The organism is Flavobacterium longum (genome assembly GCF_965137575.1).
Classification (GTDB): domain Bacteria; phylum Bacteroidota; class Bacteroidia; order Flavobacteriales; family Flavobacteriaceae; genus Flavobacterium; species Flavobacterium longum.
The window spans coordinates 85,863-103,289 of sequence record NZ_CBCRZJ010000006.1 but is presented as its reverse complement, the minus strand read 5'-3'; the positions used below and the strand labels follow the sequence as shown (position 1 = coordinate 103,289).

Here is a 17,427-nt window from a genome sequence, read left to right as displayed (position 1 = left end):
AGCCGCCCAATTGGACGGCTGATTTATGCTAGTCTATGGCGCTCGACAGTTCCGATAGGTCTTTCGGTTTGATCGAATAGCTCATGGTCTGGTAATCCTTGTAGATTATTTTTCCGGTGCGGCCGTTAATAACACTGATGATTTTTTGCCCATTCACGCGGGTGTACATCAAATAATAAAAATCTTCTTTGCCACCGGCTAGAATCTTCTCGTTGAGTGTGGCGTCATCAATGAACTGGTACTTAAAGTCGTACTTCTTGAACAGTTCGTCAGGGTTTGCGCGTTCTTCATCTTTGTAACCCCATACCGACTTTGTCTTCATATAGTCGGGAACATACAAAGTGGCGGTAGCGAGTGCCTTAATCTCTTTTTTGTCGTACGATTTGTCATAGGCGAATGCGTAGTCCTTGTCGCGAAGCAAATCATTAATGTACTGGAGGTAATTCTTGAAATAACCCAAACGGTAGTTGTACATTTTGTTCAGGTCGCCAAAATTGGCCGTTCTGATGAGTTCCCACATCGTAGCCGAATCGCCGCTCAAAAAGACCGATGCAATCTCATTGCGGTCATATTTGAGTTCGTTTTTCTTGTTCTTCTTGATGTCGGTTGGATAGAAATAACCATAGTTTACGTAAACATACTCCGTGGTCATACCGCTTGAACTCGTCACGGTCCTTACGTATCCTTCCACCAACATAATGGCGTTGCTTTCGGTGATGTATTTCTCGCGGTCGTTTTCGAAAATGGCGCGCGTGACAACGGTATATGGAGTAATGGTCCAAACGCCTTTGGCGATCTTGTCGAAATCGGCAACGCTGAAATCGTCCACCACGAAAATCGTGTGTTTGCTCTTGATGAGGTCGTATTCACCCTTGCGGAAATCCTTAAAAGGCCCAATACTGGAGCGCCCAACAGAAACCTGGCCGTAAACCCCAAAGGTAACGGCCAGGAATAAGGTAAAAATGAAAAAATTTCTCATTAGAAGAAACTGTCTTTATAACGTCCGTTGACCGGGCCGAGATCGCCGGTACAAATGCGGATGATGTCAATCAACCACCAAATGCCCAAACCACCTAACGTCAGGATGAAAATCACGTTAATTGGCCATGGGGTGCCCAAGTACCAGCGGTGCGCGGCAACGATGCCCAACAGGAGCGCAAGGACAAGCGCAATACCTTGGCTTTTTTCGGTAGCCACTACCGGTGCATACACTTCTTTCTGGTCCTGCTTTTTCGCCGGCGCGGAAAGTTGGGTGTTTTCGGATGCCGGAACAGTGCGTTGTACCGGGAATGACGCGAACGCAAAGCTGGTTGAGAACGCAATCATAATCAAACTGAGAAAAATTTTCAATTTCATTGGTTTAAGTTTAATTTTGATGAATCGCAAATATATAATTATTTAGCATGGAAAAAATTCTGGCGGTTATTTTCTGTTTTTTTTTGACCCAGGGCTTATGGGCGCAGGAGTATGAGTTTCTGGGCCTACTTAAATTTAACCAAACCACCATGATTTCTTACCGTTTGGTGTTCACGGAACACAACGGAAAAATAGAAGGTTTTTCTGTGACGGATTTGCAGGGCGAGAACGAAACCAAGAATCGCATCAGCGGTACATATGACAGGAAGTCCAAGGTGTTCAAGTTCGACGAAATGGACATCGAATATACCAAATCGGTCATCAACACCAAGGATTTCTGCTACCTGCACTTTACGGGGAAAATCGAATTGACCGACAAAAGCCGCATCAAAGGGAAATTCCGGGGCCTTTTCCAGGACGGTAAGGAATGCGTCAACGGATCGTTGGAATTGATTGGTTCGGCAAAGGCGTATGAGCGCATCAACAAGATGGAGAAGCGCATCAAGAAATTCCAGAACAGCAAAAAAGCAACGCCGGAATTGAAGCAACCGGTAGATTTGGCGCCGATGGTTGAAAAACTCAAAGTAAATACCTTGCGCAAGAATGAAAAGACGACGGTGTATTTGCGTGCCGATAAGGTTGATTTGACGATTTGGGACGGTGGGAAAGAAGATGGCGATAAGGTGTCCATTGTAATCAATGGCAAGCCTTTTCTGGAAAATTACACGGTGACCAACGCAAAAAAGACAATGTCGATCACATTAGATCGGCCGGTCACGATGGTCAAGATTGAGGCTATTGGTGAAGGCGCGGCCGCCCCAAATACGTCCCGACTGAGTTTTGCCGTCGCCGACCAAAGCATCGATTTAACCACAGATCTTAAAGAAGGCGATACCACGACCGTGCAGATTATCAAAAAATAATTTTTCGTAAAGCCCGTATCTACTGGGTTTTTTCAATATTTCTGTATTTAATTCCTTTTTTTTTTCGCGCCGGGTGCAACCATTTCCTGACCGCGTCCGTCTTCCTTCCAAACACCAACAAAACGATTGTGAAAGTAATCGATTTACACCAACACCAAGCAGACTTAATCGCGAAGGCCGCGGGCAATGACCGGCAGGCACAGCAGAAGATTTACCAGCAGTTTGCCCCGAAGATGTTGGGTGTTTGCCGGCAATACGTCAAAGATATCCATCACGCCGAAGACTTAATGATTACGGCTTTCATGAAAGTGTTCACCCATTTGAAAAGTTTTGAGCATAAAGGCAGTTTCGAAGGTTGGATCAGGCGTATCATGGTCAACGAATGTATCTCATTCATCCGTGTCCAGAAAAGGGTATCGTTCCTCGAAGACCAATTTTACGTGGAGGACACCTTTAACAACATCGAGAGCGGGTTGAGCGTGGACGACATCCAATCTTTGATCGATGCACTGCCCGAAGGCTACAAAATGATTTTCAACCTGTACGCCATCGAAGGTTACAAACACCGGGAAATCGCCGATATGCTCGGCATCAATGAAGGCACTTCAAAATCGCAACTGTCGCACGCGCGCCGGATTTTGCAGGACCAAATCAACCAACGAAAAAACTATGTCTATGGAACGGAATAAATGGGAAGAGGAGTTCAAGGAAAAACTCAACCAACGCGAAATTACGCCCACGCCACACGCCTGGGACCGGCTCGATGCCATGCTCAATGCGGCCGGCAACACAGAAAAGCCGAAGCGGAACCGCACGTGGTTGTACATCGCCGCGAGCGTTGCCGCGCTGGTATTGCTCGCCGTAGCACTCGTGGCAAAAGGTTCGCAACAGCAACAGGAAAATGGCGTGGCTACCGAAGAACATCCGCAAACGGAAAGCCCGTTGAACCAAAACGGGACATCTCCAATCGATACGCTCCAGCAGGAAGCACAAACGCAAGTAGCAGAAGTTGATACCGCTACGCCGCAGGCTGAAAACCCCGTAGAAGCGCCGAGAAAGCCTGCACAGAAAAGCAACGATATCGATAGGAAAGCGGCATCTCAAACCAACTCGGTGGCGGCTATCGTACCCAAAGCAAACGAGGTTCAGCCCGCAACGGCCAACACAATCCAACCATTGGTCAACAACCCGGTTTCGCTGCGCACAGACAGCCAGATTGCGGCCATCGATCCGCAACTCAAGAAGCCAAAAGCAGTTAAAGTAGATGCGAAGTCATTGCTTTCGCAGGTTGACGGCGAACTGGAAATGTCATTCCGGGAAAAAGCGCTTACCACGATCAACAAGAAGTACCAGGATGTAAAAGTTGCCTTGGCGAACCGCAACAACAAAAAAGAATAGTTTCAATCATCATCAAAAATCAACAGTCATGAAGAATTTTATCATTCACTTCACCATTGCCCTATGTCTTTTTGCGGCCGATGCCTTCGCGCAGGAAGACAAACAAGACCAGCGTGCCAACGACGTTTTTGAAAATCAGGCGCTGCTCATCGGCAACCGCATCGATGCCATCACCAAAGAAGAAAAAGCGGCGCTCAAGGAAGAAGTTGAAGCCGTCAACAAAGAACTTGAAGCCGGAACAATCACCCGCGAACAAGCAGATCAAAAGAAGCTCGAACTGGCGCAAACGCGTGCCAACAACATCGAAACCCGCGTGGCCGTGGAGCAGGAGAAACTGAACCAATTGGTCAAAGACAAAGTCGATGGCAAACTCAAGGAGAACGATTCCACGAGAACGTTCATCATCCGGTTTACCAATAGGAACAGGAAGCGAGAAGAAGCCCACGGCGAATCGCGCACCACATCGCAATTCGTATTTGCGGCAGGCGTGAACAACGTAGTGACCAATGGCGCAGTAGCCCATTCCGACTTTCGTTATTGGGGTTCACATTTCTACGAATGGGGCGTAAGCTGGAATTCCAGGATTTTCAAGAACGACAACCTGTTGCATGCCAAATATGGCCTGTCATTACAATACAACAATTTACGTGCGACCGACAACCGTTACTTCGAGGAAAATGGCGACCAGACCAACTTGGTGACGTCGCCCGTGAGCCTAAAAGAATCGCGGTTCCGAAACGTTAATCTGGTGGTTCCGGTGCATTTGGAATTTGATTTCACCAAGAAAAAGATGATCAATGACAAGCCGGCCTTTTTGACGCACAATGCCTTCCGTTTCGGCATCGGCGGTTATGCAGGCGTGAATGTCAAGAGCAAGCAAATCCTGAAGTTCGAGGACGAAGATGGCAATAAAGTCACCCAGAAAACCAAAGGCGATTTCAACGTTAACGATTTGATTTACGGGCTGAGTGCGTATGTCGGTTACGAAGAAATCAGCATGTATGTGAAGTACGACCTCAATCCGATCTTCGAGGACAATGCCGTAAGCCAGCGCAACGTATCGCTTGGGGTAAGGTTCGATTTCAACTAGTACATTTTGTTTTGGTTATACCGCAGGAAGCGCCTTTTTCAGGGCGCTTTCTTTTTGGTTTCCGCTTCGTTTCCGGGAAGTGAATCTGCGGATAAACGCTTGCCAGAAAACAGTATATTTGCTCCAATGCTGCAACCATGATTTCCAAGGCGACCATTGATACCGTTTTTGAAACTGCGCGTGTGGAAGAAGTCATCGGCGACTTTGTCCAGCTCAAGCGCGCGGGCACGAATTTCAAAGGATTGAGCCCGTTTACCGACGAGCGCTCGCCGTCGTTTATGGTGTCGCCGGTGAAGCAGATCTGGAAGGATTTCTCGTCGGGGAAAGGCGGCAATGCCATCACATTCTTGATGGAGCACGAGCACTTTACGTATCCGGAAGCCATCCGTTACCTCGCCAAGAAATACAACATCGCCATCGAGGAAACCGAGAAGACCGACGAGGAGAAAGCGACTGCCGATGCGCGCGAAAGCATGTATCTCGTGTCTGAATTCGCCCAGCGGTATTTTCAGGATGTATTGCACAATACCGAAGAAGGCAAAGCCATCGGATATTCCTATTTCAAGGAACGCGGTTTTACTTCGGACACGATCAAGAAATTCGGATTGGGTTATTCGCCCGAAGGCTATGAAGTATTCAGCAAGGAAGCGCTCGGGAAAGGCTATCAGTTGGAATTCCTCGAAAGTACTGGCCTGACGATTGTCCGTGAAGATGGACGCATGGCAGACCGTTTCCGTGGCCGCGTGATGTTTCCGATCCATTCCATGTCTGGGCGTGTGCTGGGTTTCGGCGGACGGATCTTGACCAACGACAAGAAAGTCGCGAAATACCTGAATTCGCCCGAAAGCGATATTTACCATAAAAGCAAAGTCCTGTACGGGATTTTCCAGGCCAAACAAGCCATCGCCAAGCATGACAATTGTTATCTCGTGGAAGGTTATACCGATGTCATCCAGTTCAACCAGGCCGGCATCGAGAACGTGGTTGCTTCGTCCGGAACGGCCTTGACACCAGACCAAATCCGACTGGTTAATCGGCTCACGAAGAACATTACCGTGCTTTTCGACGGCGACGCGGCGGGTTTGCGGGCATCGGTGCGGGGCATCGACCTGATCCTGGAAGAAGGCATGAATGTGAAGGTCTGCACATTCCCGGACGGCGACGATCCCGATAGTTTCGCCCGAAAAAACACCCATGAAAGTCTGGTGGCGTATTTGGAGTCAAACGCCAAGGATTTTATCCGGTTCAAGGCGTCATTGCTGATGGAAGAAGCGGCGAATGACCCGGTGAAAAAGGCTGGTCTGATACGCGATATGGTCACGAGTATTTCCAAAATCCCGGACCGCATCCAACGCGAAATCTATGTTCAGGAAACTTCGCGTATCATGGACATTTCCGAAGATATCCTGCAGAATACGCTCGCCCAGATTTTCCAGAAAGACATTTCGGAAGCCGGCAAGAAAATGAAGCAGGCCGAGAAGGAAAAAGCTTTCGAGGTCGTTCGGAATGAAACGCCTGAAACACTTGCCAAGGTCGATATCTTATACGAACTCGAGCGAAAAATCATCGAAATGTTGCTCTTGTACGGCAATCAGGATGCGGAGTTCGAGGACGTTCTTCTAAAAACCAATGAGGAAGGCGAAGTCGTAGAAGTTGCCGAAAAGAAAGAATACAAAGTCTATCAGCGCATTTACCTGAGCCTTCAGGAAGATGAAGTGGAATTGGCCAACCCGATGTTCCGCGGTATTTACAATGATTTGATTGGGTATTTCAATCAGGAAGAAACATTTGCGCTGGACCAATACCTGCAACGGCTGCCCGAAGAATTCCAGCACGAAGTCACGAGCATTTTGATGGCCGAGGAACGCGAAAAACTGGACAATTGGGAAGTGAAACAAATCTACGTCAAGCAGAAAGACCAAAGCATCGGGCAATATGTTTCCGAAACAATCCTGACATTGCGGTGGTTTCTGGTAAGCGGCATCATCGAGGAATTGAAAAGTTCCATTTCGCCGGAACCTGATGCAGACAATTCTGAACCGCTGTCGCTCGCGATGGATTACCACAAGCTCATCAATTCATTTTCCAGGAAACTCGGTAGGGTAATGTCTCGCTATACTTAAACGATTTCGAGCGTTTTCGCCTTGTTCACCAAATCGACCAGATTGGTCACATTGAGTTTGGTGAGCAACCTCAGCTTATACGTACTGACCGTTTTCTCGTTGAGGTTCAGGATTTTGGAAATCTCGTTGTTCTTTTTGCCGTCGCTTAAGTAACGCAGCACCTCAATTTCACGGTTGGATAATTTCCGGTATAAACGCTCACTCTTGTTTTGTTTCGCGATCAAGGCAAGGTTTCGCTTGATGGCGTCACTGAGCACAATCGTACCATTATGGACTTTGACGATGGTATTGCCCAAATGCTCGAGTTTCGAGGTCTTGTGCACAAACCCGGCCACGCCGGACTTGATGGCATTCGGGGCATAAATCTGTTCGGAGAGTGCGGTAAATATGATGATTTTGGTTTTCGGGTGGTTTTTGATGATGGCTTTAACCTCATAAATACTGGTCAATCCTTCGAGTTCGAGATCCATGACCAGCACGTCGATTTCACGGTTTTTCAACGCCTCCGGAATCATGAAAAAGTTTCCGACGTTGGAAATGACGTTAATTTCGGCGTGATCCCGAAAGTAAGATTTAACGCCGTAATGAACCACCGGAAAGTTATCCGCTAAACATACATTAATCATAACTTAAAAATTTAGAATGTTTATCGATTCGGAACGTAAAAGTAAAAGTAGTTAAAAAATGCAAATCGACCTTTTAAAATGTTAAATTTTTTTCCATTCATCCGGAATGATACAGACTGGTATCGGGTTCATTTTGTGTTGGTTAGCGCGGTTCAACCGTTGGTAAATCTCGAAAACTTCGCGCTCTCGACCAGAAAAGTCACCCGCCGATTTCCCATTCTCGTTTTCCAGCATCGCCCATTCCAATTCGTCATAACTTGCGCCCAATTGTTCTTCGTCGCTGCGGCTGTCAGCAAACAATCCGTCGCTTGGTGCGGCTTTCAGGATGCTTTCCGGAACATTCAAGTAATGTCCTAACGCAACAACATCAGACTTCATTAAATCTGCAATCGGACTTAAATCCACACCGCCGTCGCCGTATTTCGTAAAAAATCCGACACCGAAATCTTCCACTTTATTTCCGGTTCCGGCCACCAATAATCCGTGAATGCCGGCCAGGTAATACAGCGTCGTCATCCGCAACCGGGCGCGTGTATTGGCCAGCGAGAGATGCAATTTGTGGGTTTCCGCGAACGTAGGTGCTTCGGCTTTGAACGCTTCGAATACCGGCGTCAGGTTCACTTCGATGTGTTCCACATTTTCAAACCGGGCTTTGAGTTGCGAAATGTGTTCCCGACCGCGTGACACGTGACTTTCCGCTTGATGGATCGGCATTTCCACACACAATGTCCGCAATCCGGTCTGTGCGCATAGCGTTGAGGTAACCGCCGAATCAATTCCGCCGGAAATCCCTACAACAAAACCGCTTACTTTCGCGTTGTCGGCATACCGCTTCAGCCAGCCTACGATGTGTTGGTTAACGGCCGAGGTGTTGATTGTACTTTTTTTAATCATGATGCGTTGAGAAATTAGGCTCATGGCGCGTATATTTGCACCGATTTTTACCGCCGTTTGGGCGAAATCGAGGCTAAAGTAACAAAGAAATGAAGAAACATTTTATATTATTTTTCTTATTTATTGCAACAGTCGCCTGCGATAAACAAAGCAAAACCGAAAAGGCCGTCGAGCAAATTCCGATGGACATCAAAATCCAGCGGTTCGACAAAATCTTCTACGAAACCAAGCCAGAAGATTTCCCGGCGCTTCGTGCCCAATATCCGAAGTTTTTTTCGGGAACCGATGACATTTGGGTTGAACGGCTTAAAAATCCGATGTGGCGCGAGTTGTACAATGAAGTCCAGAAGAAATACGGCAATTTCGGCAAGCAACAAACTGAAATCGAGGAACTTTTCAAACACATCAAATACTATTTCCCGAAGACGACCGCGCCAAAACTCGTGACGGTCATCGGCGAAGTCAACCCAAGCAACAAAGTTTTTTACGACAACGGCCTGGTGATCATTTCGCTCGATTTGTATCTGGGTGCAGACCATCCGTTTTATCAGGACATTTACCAATACCAAAGGCAAGGCCTGACCGAGCGCCAGATGATGCCTGATTTGGCCGCGGCTTTCGTGGAAACCCAAGTGCCGCCGGGGAAAGACGCCATGCTGATTTCGGGCATGATTTACTACGGCAAACAATTGTATCTGAAGGATTTGCTGTTGCCCGATTACAACGATGCGGAAAAAATCGGTTACAAACCTGAACAACAGGCGTGGTGCGAAGAATTCGAAAGCTACATCTGGCGGTATTTCATAGAGAACAAATTGTTGTATGATACCGATGCCAAACTGCCGCCGCGCTTTTTGAATCCGGCGCCTTTCTCGAAATTTTACCTCGAGATCGACAACGATTCACCGGGCCGTGTCGGGCAGTGGATCGGCTGGCAAATCGTTCGCTCGTTCATGAAAAACAACGACGTATCTTTGCAGGATATGCTCAAACTCGACGGCCGCGAAATATTCGAGCGTTCCCGTTACAAACCCAAGAAAATAGATGAAACAGAATAACACGTCAGACATCAACATCCACATCGAACTCGACGAAAACCGCGTCCCTGAGCAACTGAGTTGGACGGCCAAAGACGGCGGCGTCGAGAATGAAGCGGCCAAAGCATTCCTGCTTTCCATCTGGGACAGCAACGCCAAGGAATCTTTGCGCATCGACCTCTGGACCAAAGACATGCCCGTCGATGAAATGAAGGTGTTTTTCCACCAGACGCTCGTGGCCATGAGCGATACGTTCCAGCGCGCTACCGGCGACGAGAAAATGGCGGACACCATGCGCGATTTCTGCGCGTATTTCGCCGAGAAGCTCGAGTTGATGAAATAATTTGGTTTTTAACAAGGTTGCCGTCGGAAGTTTCCTATATTCGGCTCCAAATAAAACCAACCTTAATGAAAAATCCTTACAAATTGGCCTTTTTGGCCTTGGCAACTTTTTTTGTCGGATGCAGTAGCGACAGCGACGGCGGTTCGTCTTCCGGAACTTGTGAGTCAGACATCGCGTGGTTCCAGACCGGCAAGTACGAAAAATTCAAGATTACACAATTCGGTTTTGATGCGGGTACCATGAAGCTCAGCTTCGGCGAGTGCAATGGCGACGGCTTGCTTTCCACCATGGAATTCAGGAATACGGCTGGCGCAGTAACCGGAACGGTTGACAATCTTTTCTGGCAAGACGGCGCTTTTCTGGTCAACGATGCGAACGTCGACGGCATTGATTTCCATAAGATTTACAAAAAGAATGCGGCCTTGAACGACACCTGGACCGAGACCGACGAAGACGGTGCCATCATTACCCATACCGTAGTCGACACCGATTCCCTGATTACCGTTCCGGCCGGGACATTTCACTGCAAAGTCTATCTGCGTGAGAAGTCAGACATCGCCAACGTGTCGCATATTTTTTGGAATGACGAGATCGGTCAGGTCATGGAAGATGCCGAATTCATGAAACTGGAGTTGATGGAATACAACTAACGGCAATTTACGCTGAACATAAGCCGCGAATTCTCGAATTTACCCGAGGATTCGCGGTTGTTTTTTAGAATTGGCTTTCGTTTTTGAAAATGTCTTGGTTCAAGCCATCGATATACGCCAACAGTTCGTCTTTTCCGAAACCGTTTTCCGACGATGTTATAAAGTGTTGCGGCATTTCTTCCCAATGGTTTAGGAGCATCTGTTTGCGGTATTCCGCGACGTGCGAGGCAATTTTCGTCTTCCCGATTTTGTCGGCCTTGGTGAAGATGATGCAGAACGGGATTTCGCTTTCGCCCAGCCATTCCATGAATTCCAGGTCGATTTTCTGCGGCTCGTGCCGGATGTCAATCAGGACAAATCCACAGACCAATTGTTGGCGTTTTTCGAAATAATCGGTGATGAATTGCTGGAAGACGCTTTTGGTTTTCTTGGACACGCGTGCGTAACCGTATCCCGGCAAATCCACAAGGAACCAATTGCCGTTAATTTTAAAATGGTTGATGAGCTGCGTTTTTCCGGGCTTTCCGGACGTTTTAGCCAGTGATTTGTGGCCGGTGATCATGTTGATCAGCGACGACTTTCCCACGTTGGACCGCCCGATGAACGCGTACTCCGGAAGGAATTCCTTTGGGCATTTCGCCACGTCGGAATTGCTGATGACGAATTCGGCGGAATTGATTTTCATGGTTTGTGGATTTCCGGATTTTTCTCCAGCCATTCAAACATGATCCGATTAAATTCGTCCGGATGTTCCATCATGGCCGCGTGCCCGCATTTGTCGATCCAGTATAGTGCTGAATTGGGCAACTTCGCATGGAATTCTTCGGCCACGTGCGGCGGCGTTACCTTGTCGTTCTTGCCCCAGATGATACAGGTCGGGACGTGCATTTTAGGCAAATCCTTCGCCATGTTATGCCGAATCGCGCTTTTGGCGATGGTGAGTGTTTTAATTAACTTCAGCCGGTCGTTCGCCACGGCATAGACTTCATCGACGATTTCCTTGGTCGCGACTTTCGGGTCGTAAAAAACATCCCGCGCTTTTTGTTCGATATAATCGTAGTCGCCGCGCCGTGGATAACTGTCGCCCATGGCGCTTTCGTACAAACCAGAACTTCCGGTGATGATTAATCCCGCCATTTTTTCCGGATACATTTTCGCATGGTACAGCGCGATGTGTCCGCCAAGGGAATTCCCAAGTAAAATCACGCGCTCAAAACCTTTGTACGTGATAAAATCCTTCACATACTTGGCGAACGCCTTGACGTTTGTTTTCAAGATGTTCATCGTGTAGATCGGCAATTCCGGGATGACCACTTTGTAGCCGTGTTGCGGGAAAAATTCCGATACGCCGTCAAAATTGCTCAGTCCGCCCATCAGGCCGTGCAACACCACAATCGGGATGCCTTCACCTGCTTCGAAATACCTGTATTTGCCGTCTTTGACGAGATTTCCGTCCATATTAAAATGTTGTTTTGAGCGTCGCACAAATATATGATTTTAACACCAAACCCAGACAAGCCTTCCTGAATTCATTCCACTGTTTGTTAACAAGCGCGCAATCAAAGCACTGGCGCGCGGTTACGTCAATTCATTGCTGATTTCGAAGCGGATTTCTAAAATCACCGTTCAAATTTTCAACTGTAATTTCTTTTCATCGGGAATTCTTAACAATCCGTTAAAAAACAAACAACTAGCGTTTTTCAAGGCTCGCGAATCGAATGGTGTCAAAGTGGTAAAACTTATCAACAAAGTGGTAGAAAATGGTAATCGGTGGGAATTAATTGTATATTTTTGCTCCAAACGATTATCGCTACGTGGAATCATTCATCGGGACATACGAGTGTAAAGTGGACAACAAAGCGCGTTTGTTGGTTCCGGCACCGCTCAAAAAGCAACTGGCCGCAGCGCTTCAGGATGGTTTTGTCCTGAAACGCGCCGTGTTCCAGCCGTGTCTCGAATTGTATCCGATGAAAGAGTGGAATGCCGTCATGGAGAAAGTCAACAAGCTCAACCGTTTCGTCAAGAAGAATGACGATTTCATCCGGCGTTTTACCGCGGGCGTGAAAGTGGTCGAGATTGACAACCTTGGGCGTTTGCTGATCCCAAAGGATTTGATGGCTTTCTCGCAAATCACCAAAGACATCGTGTTGAACACGAAAGTCAACATTGTCGAAATCTGGGACAAGCAGCTCTACGAAAAAGCGATTGACGATTCACTGGTTGATTTTGCCGAACTGGCCGAAGACGTAATGGGCAATGTTAATGACGACGACAATGGAATATCATAATCCGGTACTCCTGAAGGAAACCGTTGACGGCTTGAATATCCAGCCGGGCGGCATCTACGTCGATGTCACGTTCGGTGGCGGCGGGCATTCACGGGAAATCATGTCAAGGCTCGACGCTGACGGCAAACTCTATGCGTTTGATCAGGACGAAGATGCGCTGGCCAATGTCATTGCCGACGATCGATTTACCCTAATCAACGAAAACTTCCGTTACCTGAAGCGCTTTTTGCGGTTTCATGGCGTGCGCCAAGTAGATGGAATCCTGGCCGATTTGGGTGTGTCGTCGCACCAATTCGACGTGGCCGAGCGCGGGTTTTCTACCCGTTTCGAAGGCGATCTGGACATGCGCATGAGCCAGAAAAATGCGCTCAATGCCTACAAAGTGGTCAACGAATACGACGAGGCGAACCTGCGCCGCGTGTTCCTGGAATACGGCGAGCTAAAGAATGCGCCCGTGATTGCCCGGACCATCATGGAGGCAAGGACGCAAAAACCTGTCAAGAATACAGAACAACTCAAGGCTGTGCTGGCCAAACTCCTGCCGCCGCACAAAGCCAACAAAATATTGGCGCAAATCTATCAGGCGATCCGCATCGAGGTGAACCAGGAAATGGAAGCGCTCAAGGAATTTTTGGAACAATCGCTCGAAGTGCTCAAGCCCGGCGGTCGGTTAAGCGTGATTTCCTACCATTCGCTCGAAGACCGGCTGGTGAAGAGGTTCATCCGCAACGGCATGTTCGAAGGCGAACCCGAACGCGATTTCTTCGGAAATTTCTCGGTGCCGTTCAAAACGATTGAAAAACTCATCGTGCCCGACGAAGCCGAAATCGCCCGGAACAACCGCGCCCGCAGCGCCAAACTCCGGGTAGCAGAAAAACTGTAACGATGAAGCAAAACGTCTATGACATCCTGAAAGCCCGGTTCCTGATCAAGGAAGATGCGCTCAAGAACTGGCGTTTCATCGTGTTTTTGATCGTACTGGCCATCATCATGATCGGCAATACGAACCGCTACGAGCAGAAGGTCATGTACATGGCCAAACTGAACGATGAAGTGAAAGAGTTGCGCTCCGAATTCGTGGACCGCCGCTCAGAGTTGATGAAACTCAAAATGGAATCGACGGTTTCCGAACAAATGGCGCTTAAAGGGATCGTGCCATCGTCGGTGCCGCCGCAAAAAATAGAAGTAAAGCAAGAAGAAAACGACAGCTTCTGGAGCAAGCTCAAGTTATGGTAGAGGAAAAGAACACATCGTACCGCATTTATTTGGTAGCCTTCGGGATGTTCCTGATGGCCGTCGGTATTGTCGTGAAACTCACCAATATCCAGTGGGTCGAGGGCGACTACTACCGCAAGCTCGCCAAGGAACGCACGGTAAAGAACTTCGTGATTCCGGCCAACAAAGGCAACATTTACTCCGCCGACGGCAGCCTGCTGGCCACATCGATCCCGAATTACGACATCCGTTTCGATGCCGTGTCGCCAAAGAAAGACGATTTCGAAAAGAACGTGGTGGCCTTGGCCGATTCACTGTCACTGATGTCGGGCAAACCGGCCAGTGAACATCTCAAGCAATTGCGTCGGGCGCGCTCGTCAAACAACCGTTACTGCGCCATTGCACGCGGGTTGAGCTATACACAGTACATGCGGCTCAAGAAGTTTCCGCTGTTCAGCCTTGGCGCCTACAAAGGCGGCATCATCGTCGAGCAGAAAACCGTCCGCAAGCACCCGATCGGTGAAATTGCCGAACGCACCATCGGGTATGAAAGGCTCAATCCGGCCACCGGCGAGAAAGAAGGCAAAGGCATCGAACTCGCCTTCGGGAAATACCTCAATGGAAAGGACGGCAAAATCGTCAAGCAGAAAATCGCGAAAGGCCAGTGGAAACCCATTCGCGACGTGAACGAAGTCGATCCGCAAGACGGCTACGATATCATTTCGACGATTGACGTCTACATTCAAGACATTGCACACCATGCGCTAATGAAAGCGCTCAAGGAATACAAAGCCGATCACGGTTGCGTCGTCGTGATGGAAACCAAGACCGGCCGCATCCGTGCGATTTCGAATCTCGGAAAACTCAATCCGTCGGACAGCACGTATTATGAAACGCAGAATTACGCGGTAGCCGAATCGCACGAACCGGGCTCCACGTACAAACTCGCCGATTTGATGGCCTTGCTTGACGACAAGAAAGTCGATACCAGCGCGGTCTATGACAGTTTCGGAGGCATCATCACGTATTCTGGAAAGAAGGTCCGCGATTCACACGAAGGCGGTTACGGTAAGATTTCCTTAGGCCGCGGCTTTGAAGTGTCGTCCAACACCGTTATGGTGCAGGCGGTTTACAACGCGTATAAAAACGACCCGAAACAGTTCGTCAACCATTTGAACGAATGGGGTTTGAACCAGCGTTTGGGCTTGCCGATCAAGGGCGAAGGAAAACCGTACGTGCCGCAACCGGGTGACAAACACTGGAGCGCGATTTCACTGCCATGGATGGCGTTCGGCTATGGCGTTTCCATTACGCCGTTGCAAACCCTGACGTTCTACAATGCCGTTGCCAATAATGGCGTCATGGTGAAGCCACAGTTTGTTTCGGAAATCAAGGAATGGAACCGCACGATCAAGAAGTTCAACCCGGAAATCATCAACCCGAAAGTTTGTTCAGACGAAACGCTCAAGAAACTGCACGCGGTATTGGAGAACGTCGTGAAGAAAGGCACGGGCGCGAAATTCTATTCAAAGGATTTTTCGATGGCCGGAAAAACCGGAACGGCGCAAGCCAATTATGCCAAGAACGGTGGCTCTGAAAAGCATTACATCTCATCTTTCGTGGGCTATTTTCCTGCCGATAAACCGAAGTATTCCTGCATCGTCGTTGTCCACGATCCGGATGCTTCACGCAACAATTACTATGGCGCCGACGTGGCCGGACCAGTGTTCAAGCGCATCGCACAGAAAATTTTTACCGATGTGCCATCCACCAACGCTGTCAAGAACCTGAACCGTAAAATAAACCTTCAGGAAAAAAATTACGCGGCCTATGATGAGCGCGCGAACGAAACCCACAAAGTCGTCCCGAACGTACAAGGCATGCCGGGCATGGACGCGGTGTCGCTCCTTGAAAATCTCGGGATAAAAGTCAAGGCCGTGGGCACCGGAAAAGTCAGGAAGCAGTCGCTCAGGCCGGGCGAAGCTTTGGGTAAAAACCTAACCATTACACTCGAACTGTCGTGATTAACCTCAAAGACATATTATATAAGGTAGGCATCGAAGCCGTAAAAGGATCTACCGACGTCGTGATTGGCGGCATCCATTTCGACTCGCGCAAAGTGGGCGAAAGCGATGTGTTCGTGGCCATCCGCGGAACCGTTTCCGACGGGCACGAGTTCATTGCGAAAGCTGTTGGCCAAGGCGCGATTGCGGTGGTTTGCGAAACATTTCCGGACGAGATCGCTCCGGGCGTAACCTATATTCAGGTGAAAGACACCAATTCGGCGCTGGCTTTTATCGGTGCGAATTACTACGGCAATCCGTCGCAGCACTTGAAGCTCGTCGGGATTACCGGCACCAACGGGAAAACAACCGTAGCGTCGTTGCTGTACCAGTTATTCCGCAAAGCCGGTTTCAAGTCTGGGCTAATCTCGACCGTGAAAATCATGGTGGACGATTTGGAGCACAAGGCCACGCACACGACGCCCGATCCGCTGACGATCAACCGCTATATGGCCGAAATGGTCGAAGCCGGCGTGGACTATTGTTTCATGGAAGTGTCGTCGCACGGCATCCATCAGAAAAGGACCGATGCGTTACAATTTGCCGGCGGCGTGTTTACGAATTTGTCGCACGACCATTTGGATTATCACGATACGTTTGCAGAATACCGCGATGTGAAGAAGTCGTTTTTCGACCATTTGCCGGTGTCGGCTTTTGCGTTGTCCAACGTCGATGACAAAAATGGCGTGGTCATGTTGCAAAACACCAAGGCGCGAAAGCTCACTTACGCCTTAAAGACATACGCGGACTACAAAGCGCAGATTTTAGAGAGTCAGCTTAGCGGATTGTTGTTGAAGATCAACGACAACGAAGTCTGGACAAGGCTCATAGGGACGTTTAACGCCTACAACCTGCTGGCGATTTTCGGTACGGCCGTAGAACTTGGATTGGAAAAATTGGAAGTGTTGCGGCTGCTGTCTGAATTGGAAAGCGTTTCAGGAAGATTTCAGTTCATCATCTCGGACAATAAGGTGACGGCCATTGTGGACTATGCGCACACGCCAGACGCGTTGGAGAATGTGCTCAACACCATTAACGACATCAGGACCAAAAACGAGCAACTCATTACGATTGTGGGCTGCGGCGGCGACCGTGACCGCACCAAACGCCCGGTGATGGCACACATTGCCTCGAGCATGAGCGACAAAGCCATTTTGACCTCGGACAATCCGCGCACGGAAGATCCGGATGACATCATCGCAGAAATGGAGAAAGGCGTCGAGGCCCAAAACCAGCGCAAAACCATCGCCATCACAGACCGCAAACAAGCCATAAAAGTGGCGTGCCAGTTGGCGGCATCGGGCGACATCATCCTGATTGCCGGGAAAGGCCACGAAACGTATCAGGAAATCAACGGTGTGCGCCACGATTTTGACGACATGGCCGTCGTAAAGGAATTATTGGAACAACTAAAAAAATAA

Annotated in this window: 19 protein-coding genes; 13 read left to right on the top strand and 6 right to left on the bottom strand. The window is 48.7% G+C overall.

From position 1 onward, the window contains the following. Positions 1 to 28 precede the first annotated feature (28 nt). A complete protein-coding gene (locus tag ACM9J1_RS11575; protein ID WP_415582210.1) occupies positions 29 to 979 on the bottom strand; it encodes a hypothetical protein in 951 nt (316 codons plus the stop codon). Further along, positions 979 to 1,356, bottom strand: coding sequence for a TM2 domain-containing protein (locus tag ACM9J1_RS11570; protein WP_415582209.1), 378 nt, complete (start codon positions 1,354 to 1,356; stop codon positions 979 to 981). The genes ACM9J1_RS11575 and ACM9J1_RS11570 overlap by 1 nt, the downstream gene beginning before the upstream one ends. A 47-nt stretch (positions 1,357 to 1,403) precedes the next feature. Here ACM9J1_RS11570 and ACM9J1_RS11565 point away from each other — a divergent pair, with 47 nt between their 5' ends. The 5 genes from ACM9J1_RS11565 (at position 1,404) to dnaG (ending at position 6,890) form a co-directional block, all read left to right on the top strand. After that, positions 1,404 to 2,279 (top strand): hypothetical protein, encoded by an 876-nt coding sequence (locus ACM9J1_RS11565; protein WP_415582208.1) that lies wholly within the window; start codon positions 1,404 to 1,406, stop codon positions 2,277 to 2,279. Positions 2,280 to 2,407: 128 nt separating this feature from the next. After that, the gene (locus tag ACM9J1_RS11560) at positions 2,408 to 2,968 is read left to right on the top strand and encodes an RNA polymerase sigma factor (RefSeq protein ID WP_415582207.1); all 561 of its coding nucleotides are present in this window, start codon (positions 2,408 to 2,410) and stop codon (positions 2,966 to 2,968) included. Continuing rightward, a complete protein-coding gene (locus ACM9J1_RS11555; protein ID WP_415582206.1) occupies positions 2,955 to 3,677 on the top strand; it encodes a hypothetical protein in 723 nt (240 codons plus the stop codon). Before ACM9J1_RS11560 ends, ACM9J1_RS11555 begins: the two co-directional genes overlap by 14 nt. A 28-nt stretch (positions 3,678 to 3,705) precedes the next feature. Continuing rightward, positions 3,706 to 4,767: a hypothetical protein gene (locus ACM9J1_RS11550; protein WP_415582205.1), complete on the top strand. Its 1,062-nt coding sequence runs from the start codon at positions 3,706 to 3,708 to the stop codon at positions 4,765 to 4,767. A gap of 137 nt (positions 4,768 to 4,904) precedes the next feature. Then, entirely contained in the window at positions 4,905 to 6,890 is a 1,986-nt protein-coding gene (gene dnaG, locus ACM9J1_RS11545) for a DNA primase (protein ID WP_415582204.1), read from the top strand. Here dnaG and ACM9J1_RS11540 read toward each other — a convergent pair. Both ACM9J1_RS11540 and nadE read right to left on the bottom strand, forming a co-directional pair. Continuing rightward, complete coding sequence (locus ACM9J1_RS11540) at positions 6,887 to 7,516, bottom strand: LuxR C-terminal-related transcriptional regulator (protein WP_415582203.1); 630 nt, start codon at positions 7,514 to 7,516, stop codon at positions 6,887 to 6,889. The genes dnaG and ACM9J1_RS11540 overlap by 4 nt on opposite strands. Positions 7,517 to 7,597: 81 nt before the next feature. After that, positions 7,598 to 8,410: an NAD(+) synthase gene (nadE, locus tag ACM9J1_RS11535; RefSeq protein WP_415582280.1), complete on the bottom strand. Its 813-nt coding sequence runs from the start codon at positions 8,408 to 8,410 to the stop codon at positions 7,598 to 7,600. 89 nt (positions 8,411 to 8,499) lie between these two features. Between nadE and gldB the strand changes: the two genes are divergently transcribed. The 3 genes from gldB (at position 8,500) to ACM9J1_RS11520 (ending at position 10,440) form a co-directional block, all read left to right on the top strand. Beyond that, positions 8,500 to 9,468, top strand: coding sequence for a gliding motility lipoprotein GldB (gene gldB, locus ACM9J1_RS11530; protein WP_415582202.1), 969 nt, complete (start codon positions 8,500 to 8,502; stop codon positions 9,466 to 9,468). Next, positions 9,455 to 9,790 carry a gliding motility protein GldC gene (gene gldC / locus ACM9J1_RS11525; RefSeq protein ID WP_415582201.1) on the top strand — a complete coding sequence of 112 codons (336 nt, stop codon included), beginning with the start codon at positions 9,455 to 9,457 and terminating at the stop codon, positions 9,788 to 9,790. The genes gldB and gldC overlap by 14 nt, the downstream gene beginning before the upstream one ends. Positions 9,791 to 9,855: 65 nt before the next feature. After that, a complete protein-coding gene (locus ACM9J1_RS11520) occupies positions 9,856 to 10,440 on the top strand; it encodes a hypothetical protein (RefSeq protein WP_415582200.1) in 585 nt (194 codons plus the stop codon). A gap of 64 nt (positions 10,441 to 10,504) precedes the next feature. Here the strand turns inward: ACM9J1_RS11520 and yihA are convergent, their stop codons facing one another. After that, the gene (gene yihA / locus ACM9J1_RS11515) at positions 10,505 to 11,125 is read right to left on the bottom strand and encodes a ribosome biogenesis GTP-binding protein YihA/YsxC (RefSeq protein WP_415582199.1); all 621 of its coding nucleotides are present in this window, start codon (positions 11,123 to 11,125) and stop codon (positions 10,505 to 10,507) included. Next, positions 11,122 to 11,898: an alpha/beta fold hydrolase gene (locus tag ACM9J1_RS11510; RefSeq protein ID WP_415582198.1), complete on the bottom strand. Its 777-nt coding sequence runs from the start codon at positions 11,896 to 11,898 to the stop codon at positions 11,122 to 11,124. Before ACM9J1_RS11510 ends, yihA begins: the two co-directional genes overlap by 4 nt. 356 nt (positions 11,899 to 12,254) lie before the next feature. Here ACM9J1_RS11510 and mraZ point away from each other — a divergent pair, with 356 nt between their 5' ends. The 5 genes from mraZ to ACM9J1_RS11485 are packed head-to-tail and all read left to right on the top strand — an operon-like array spanning position 12,255 to position 17,427. Beyond that, entirely contained in the window at positions 12,255 to 12,728 is a 474-nt protein-coding gene (gene mraZ, locus ACM9J1_RS11505) for a division/cell wall cluster transcriptional repressor MraZ (RefSeq protein WP_415582197.1), read from the top strand. After that, positions 12,703 to 13,611 carry a 16S rRNA (cytosine(1402)-N(4))-methyltransferase RsmH gene (rsmH, locus tag ACM9J1_RS11500; RefSeq protein ID WP_415582196.1) on the top strand — a complete coding sequence of 303 codons (909 nt, stop codon included), beginning with the start codon at positions 12,703 to 12,705 and terminating at the stop codon, positions 13,609 to 13,611. Before mraZ ends, rsmH begins: the two co-directional genes overlap by 26 nt. A 2-nt stretch (positions 13,612 to 13,613) precedes the next feature. Then, positions 13,614 to 13,964, top strand: coding sequence for an FtsL-like putative cell division protein (locus ACM9J1_RS11495; protein WP_415582195.1), 351 nt, complete (start codon positions 13,614 to 13,616; stop codon positions 13,962 to 13,964). Further along, positions 13,958 to 15,967 carry a penicillin-binding protein gene (locus tag ACM9J1_RS11490; RefSeq protein WP_415582194.1) on the top strand — a complete coding sequence of 670 codons (2,010 nt, stop codon included), beginning with the start codon at positions 13,958 to 13,960 and terminating at the stop codon, positions 15,965 to 15,967. Before ACM9J1_RS11495 ends, ACM9J1_RS11490 begins: the two co-directional genes overlap by 7 nt. Beyond that, positions 15,967 to 17,427, top strand: coding sequence for a UDP-N-acetylmuramoyl-L-alanyl-D-glutamate--2,6-diaminopimelate ligase (locus ACM9J1_RS11485; protein WP_415582279.1), 1,461 nt, complete (start codon positions 15,967 to 15,969; stop codon positions 17,425 to 17,427). The genes ACM9J1_RS11490 and ACM9J1_RS11485 overlap by 1 nt, the downstream gene beginning before the upstream one ends.

Coding starts and splice junctions, on each gene's coding strand:
- ACM9J1_RS11575 (WP_415582210.1), bottom strand. CDS start 979: ATGAGAAATTTTTTCATTTTTACCTTATTCCTGGCCGTTACCTTTGGG.
- ACM9J1_RS11570 (WP_415582209.1), bottom strand. CDS start 1,356: ATGAAATTGAAAATTTTTCTCAGTTTGATTATGATTGCGTTCTCAACC.
- ACM9J1_RS11565 (WP_415582208.1), top strand. CDS start 1,404: ATGGAAAAAATTCTGGCGGTTATTTTCTGTTTTTTTTTGACCCAGGGC.
- ACM9J1_RS11555 (WP_415582206.1), top strand. CDS start 2,955: ATGGAACGGAATAAATGGGAAGAGGAGTTCAAGGAAAAACTCAACCAA.
- ACM9J1_RS11550 (WP_415582205.1), top strand. CDS start 3,706: ATGAAGAATTTTATCATTCACTTCACCATTGCCCTATGTCTTTTTGCG.
- dnaG (WP_415582204.1), top strand. CDS start 4,905: ATGATTTCCAAGGCGACCATTGATACCGTTTTTGAAACTGCGCGTGTG.
- ACM9J1_RS11540 (WP_415582203.1), bottom strand. CDS start 7,516: ATGATTAATGTATGTTTAGCGGATAACTTTCCGGTGGTTCATTACGGC.
- nadE (WP_415582280.1), bottom strand. CDS start 8,410: ATGATTAAAAAAAGTACAATCAACACCTCGGCCGTTAACCAACACATC.
- gldB (WP_415582202.1), top strand. CDS start 8,500: ATGAAGAAACATTTTATATTATTTTTCTTATTTATTGCAACAGTCGCC.
- gldC (WP_415582201.1), top strand. CDS start 9,455: ATGAAACAGAATAACACGTCAGACATCAACATCCACATCGAACTCGAC.
- ACM9J1_RS11520 (WP_415582200.1), top strand. CDS start 9,856: ATGAAAAATCCTTACAAATTGGCCTTTTTGGCCTTGGCAACTTTTTTT.
- yihA (WP_415582199.1), bottom strand. CDS start 11,125: ATGAAAATCAATTCCGCCGAATTCGTCATCAGCAATTCCGACGTGGCG.
- ACM9J1_RS11510 (WP_415582198.1), bottom strand. CDS start 11,898: ATGGACGGAAATCTCGTCAAAGACGGCAAATACAGGTATTTCGAAGCA.
- rsmH (WP_415582196.1), top strand. CDS start 12,703: ATGACGACGACAATGGAATATCATAATCCGGTACTCCTGAAGGAAACC.
- ACM9J1_RS11495 (WP_415582195.1), top strand. CDS start 13,614: ATGAAGCAAAACGTCTATGACATCCTGAAAGCCCGGTTCCTGATCAAG.
- ACM9J1_RS11490 (WP_415582194.1), top strand. CDS start 13,958: ATGGTAGAGGAAAAGAACACATCGTACCGCATTTATTTGGTAGCCTTC.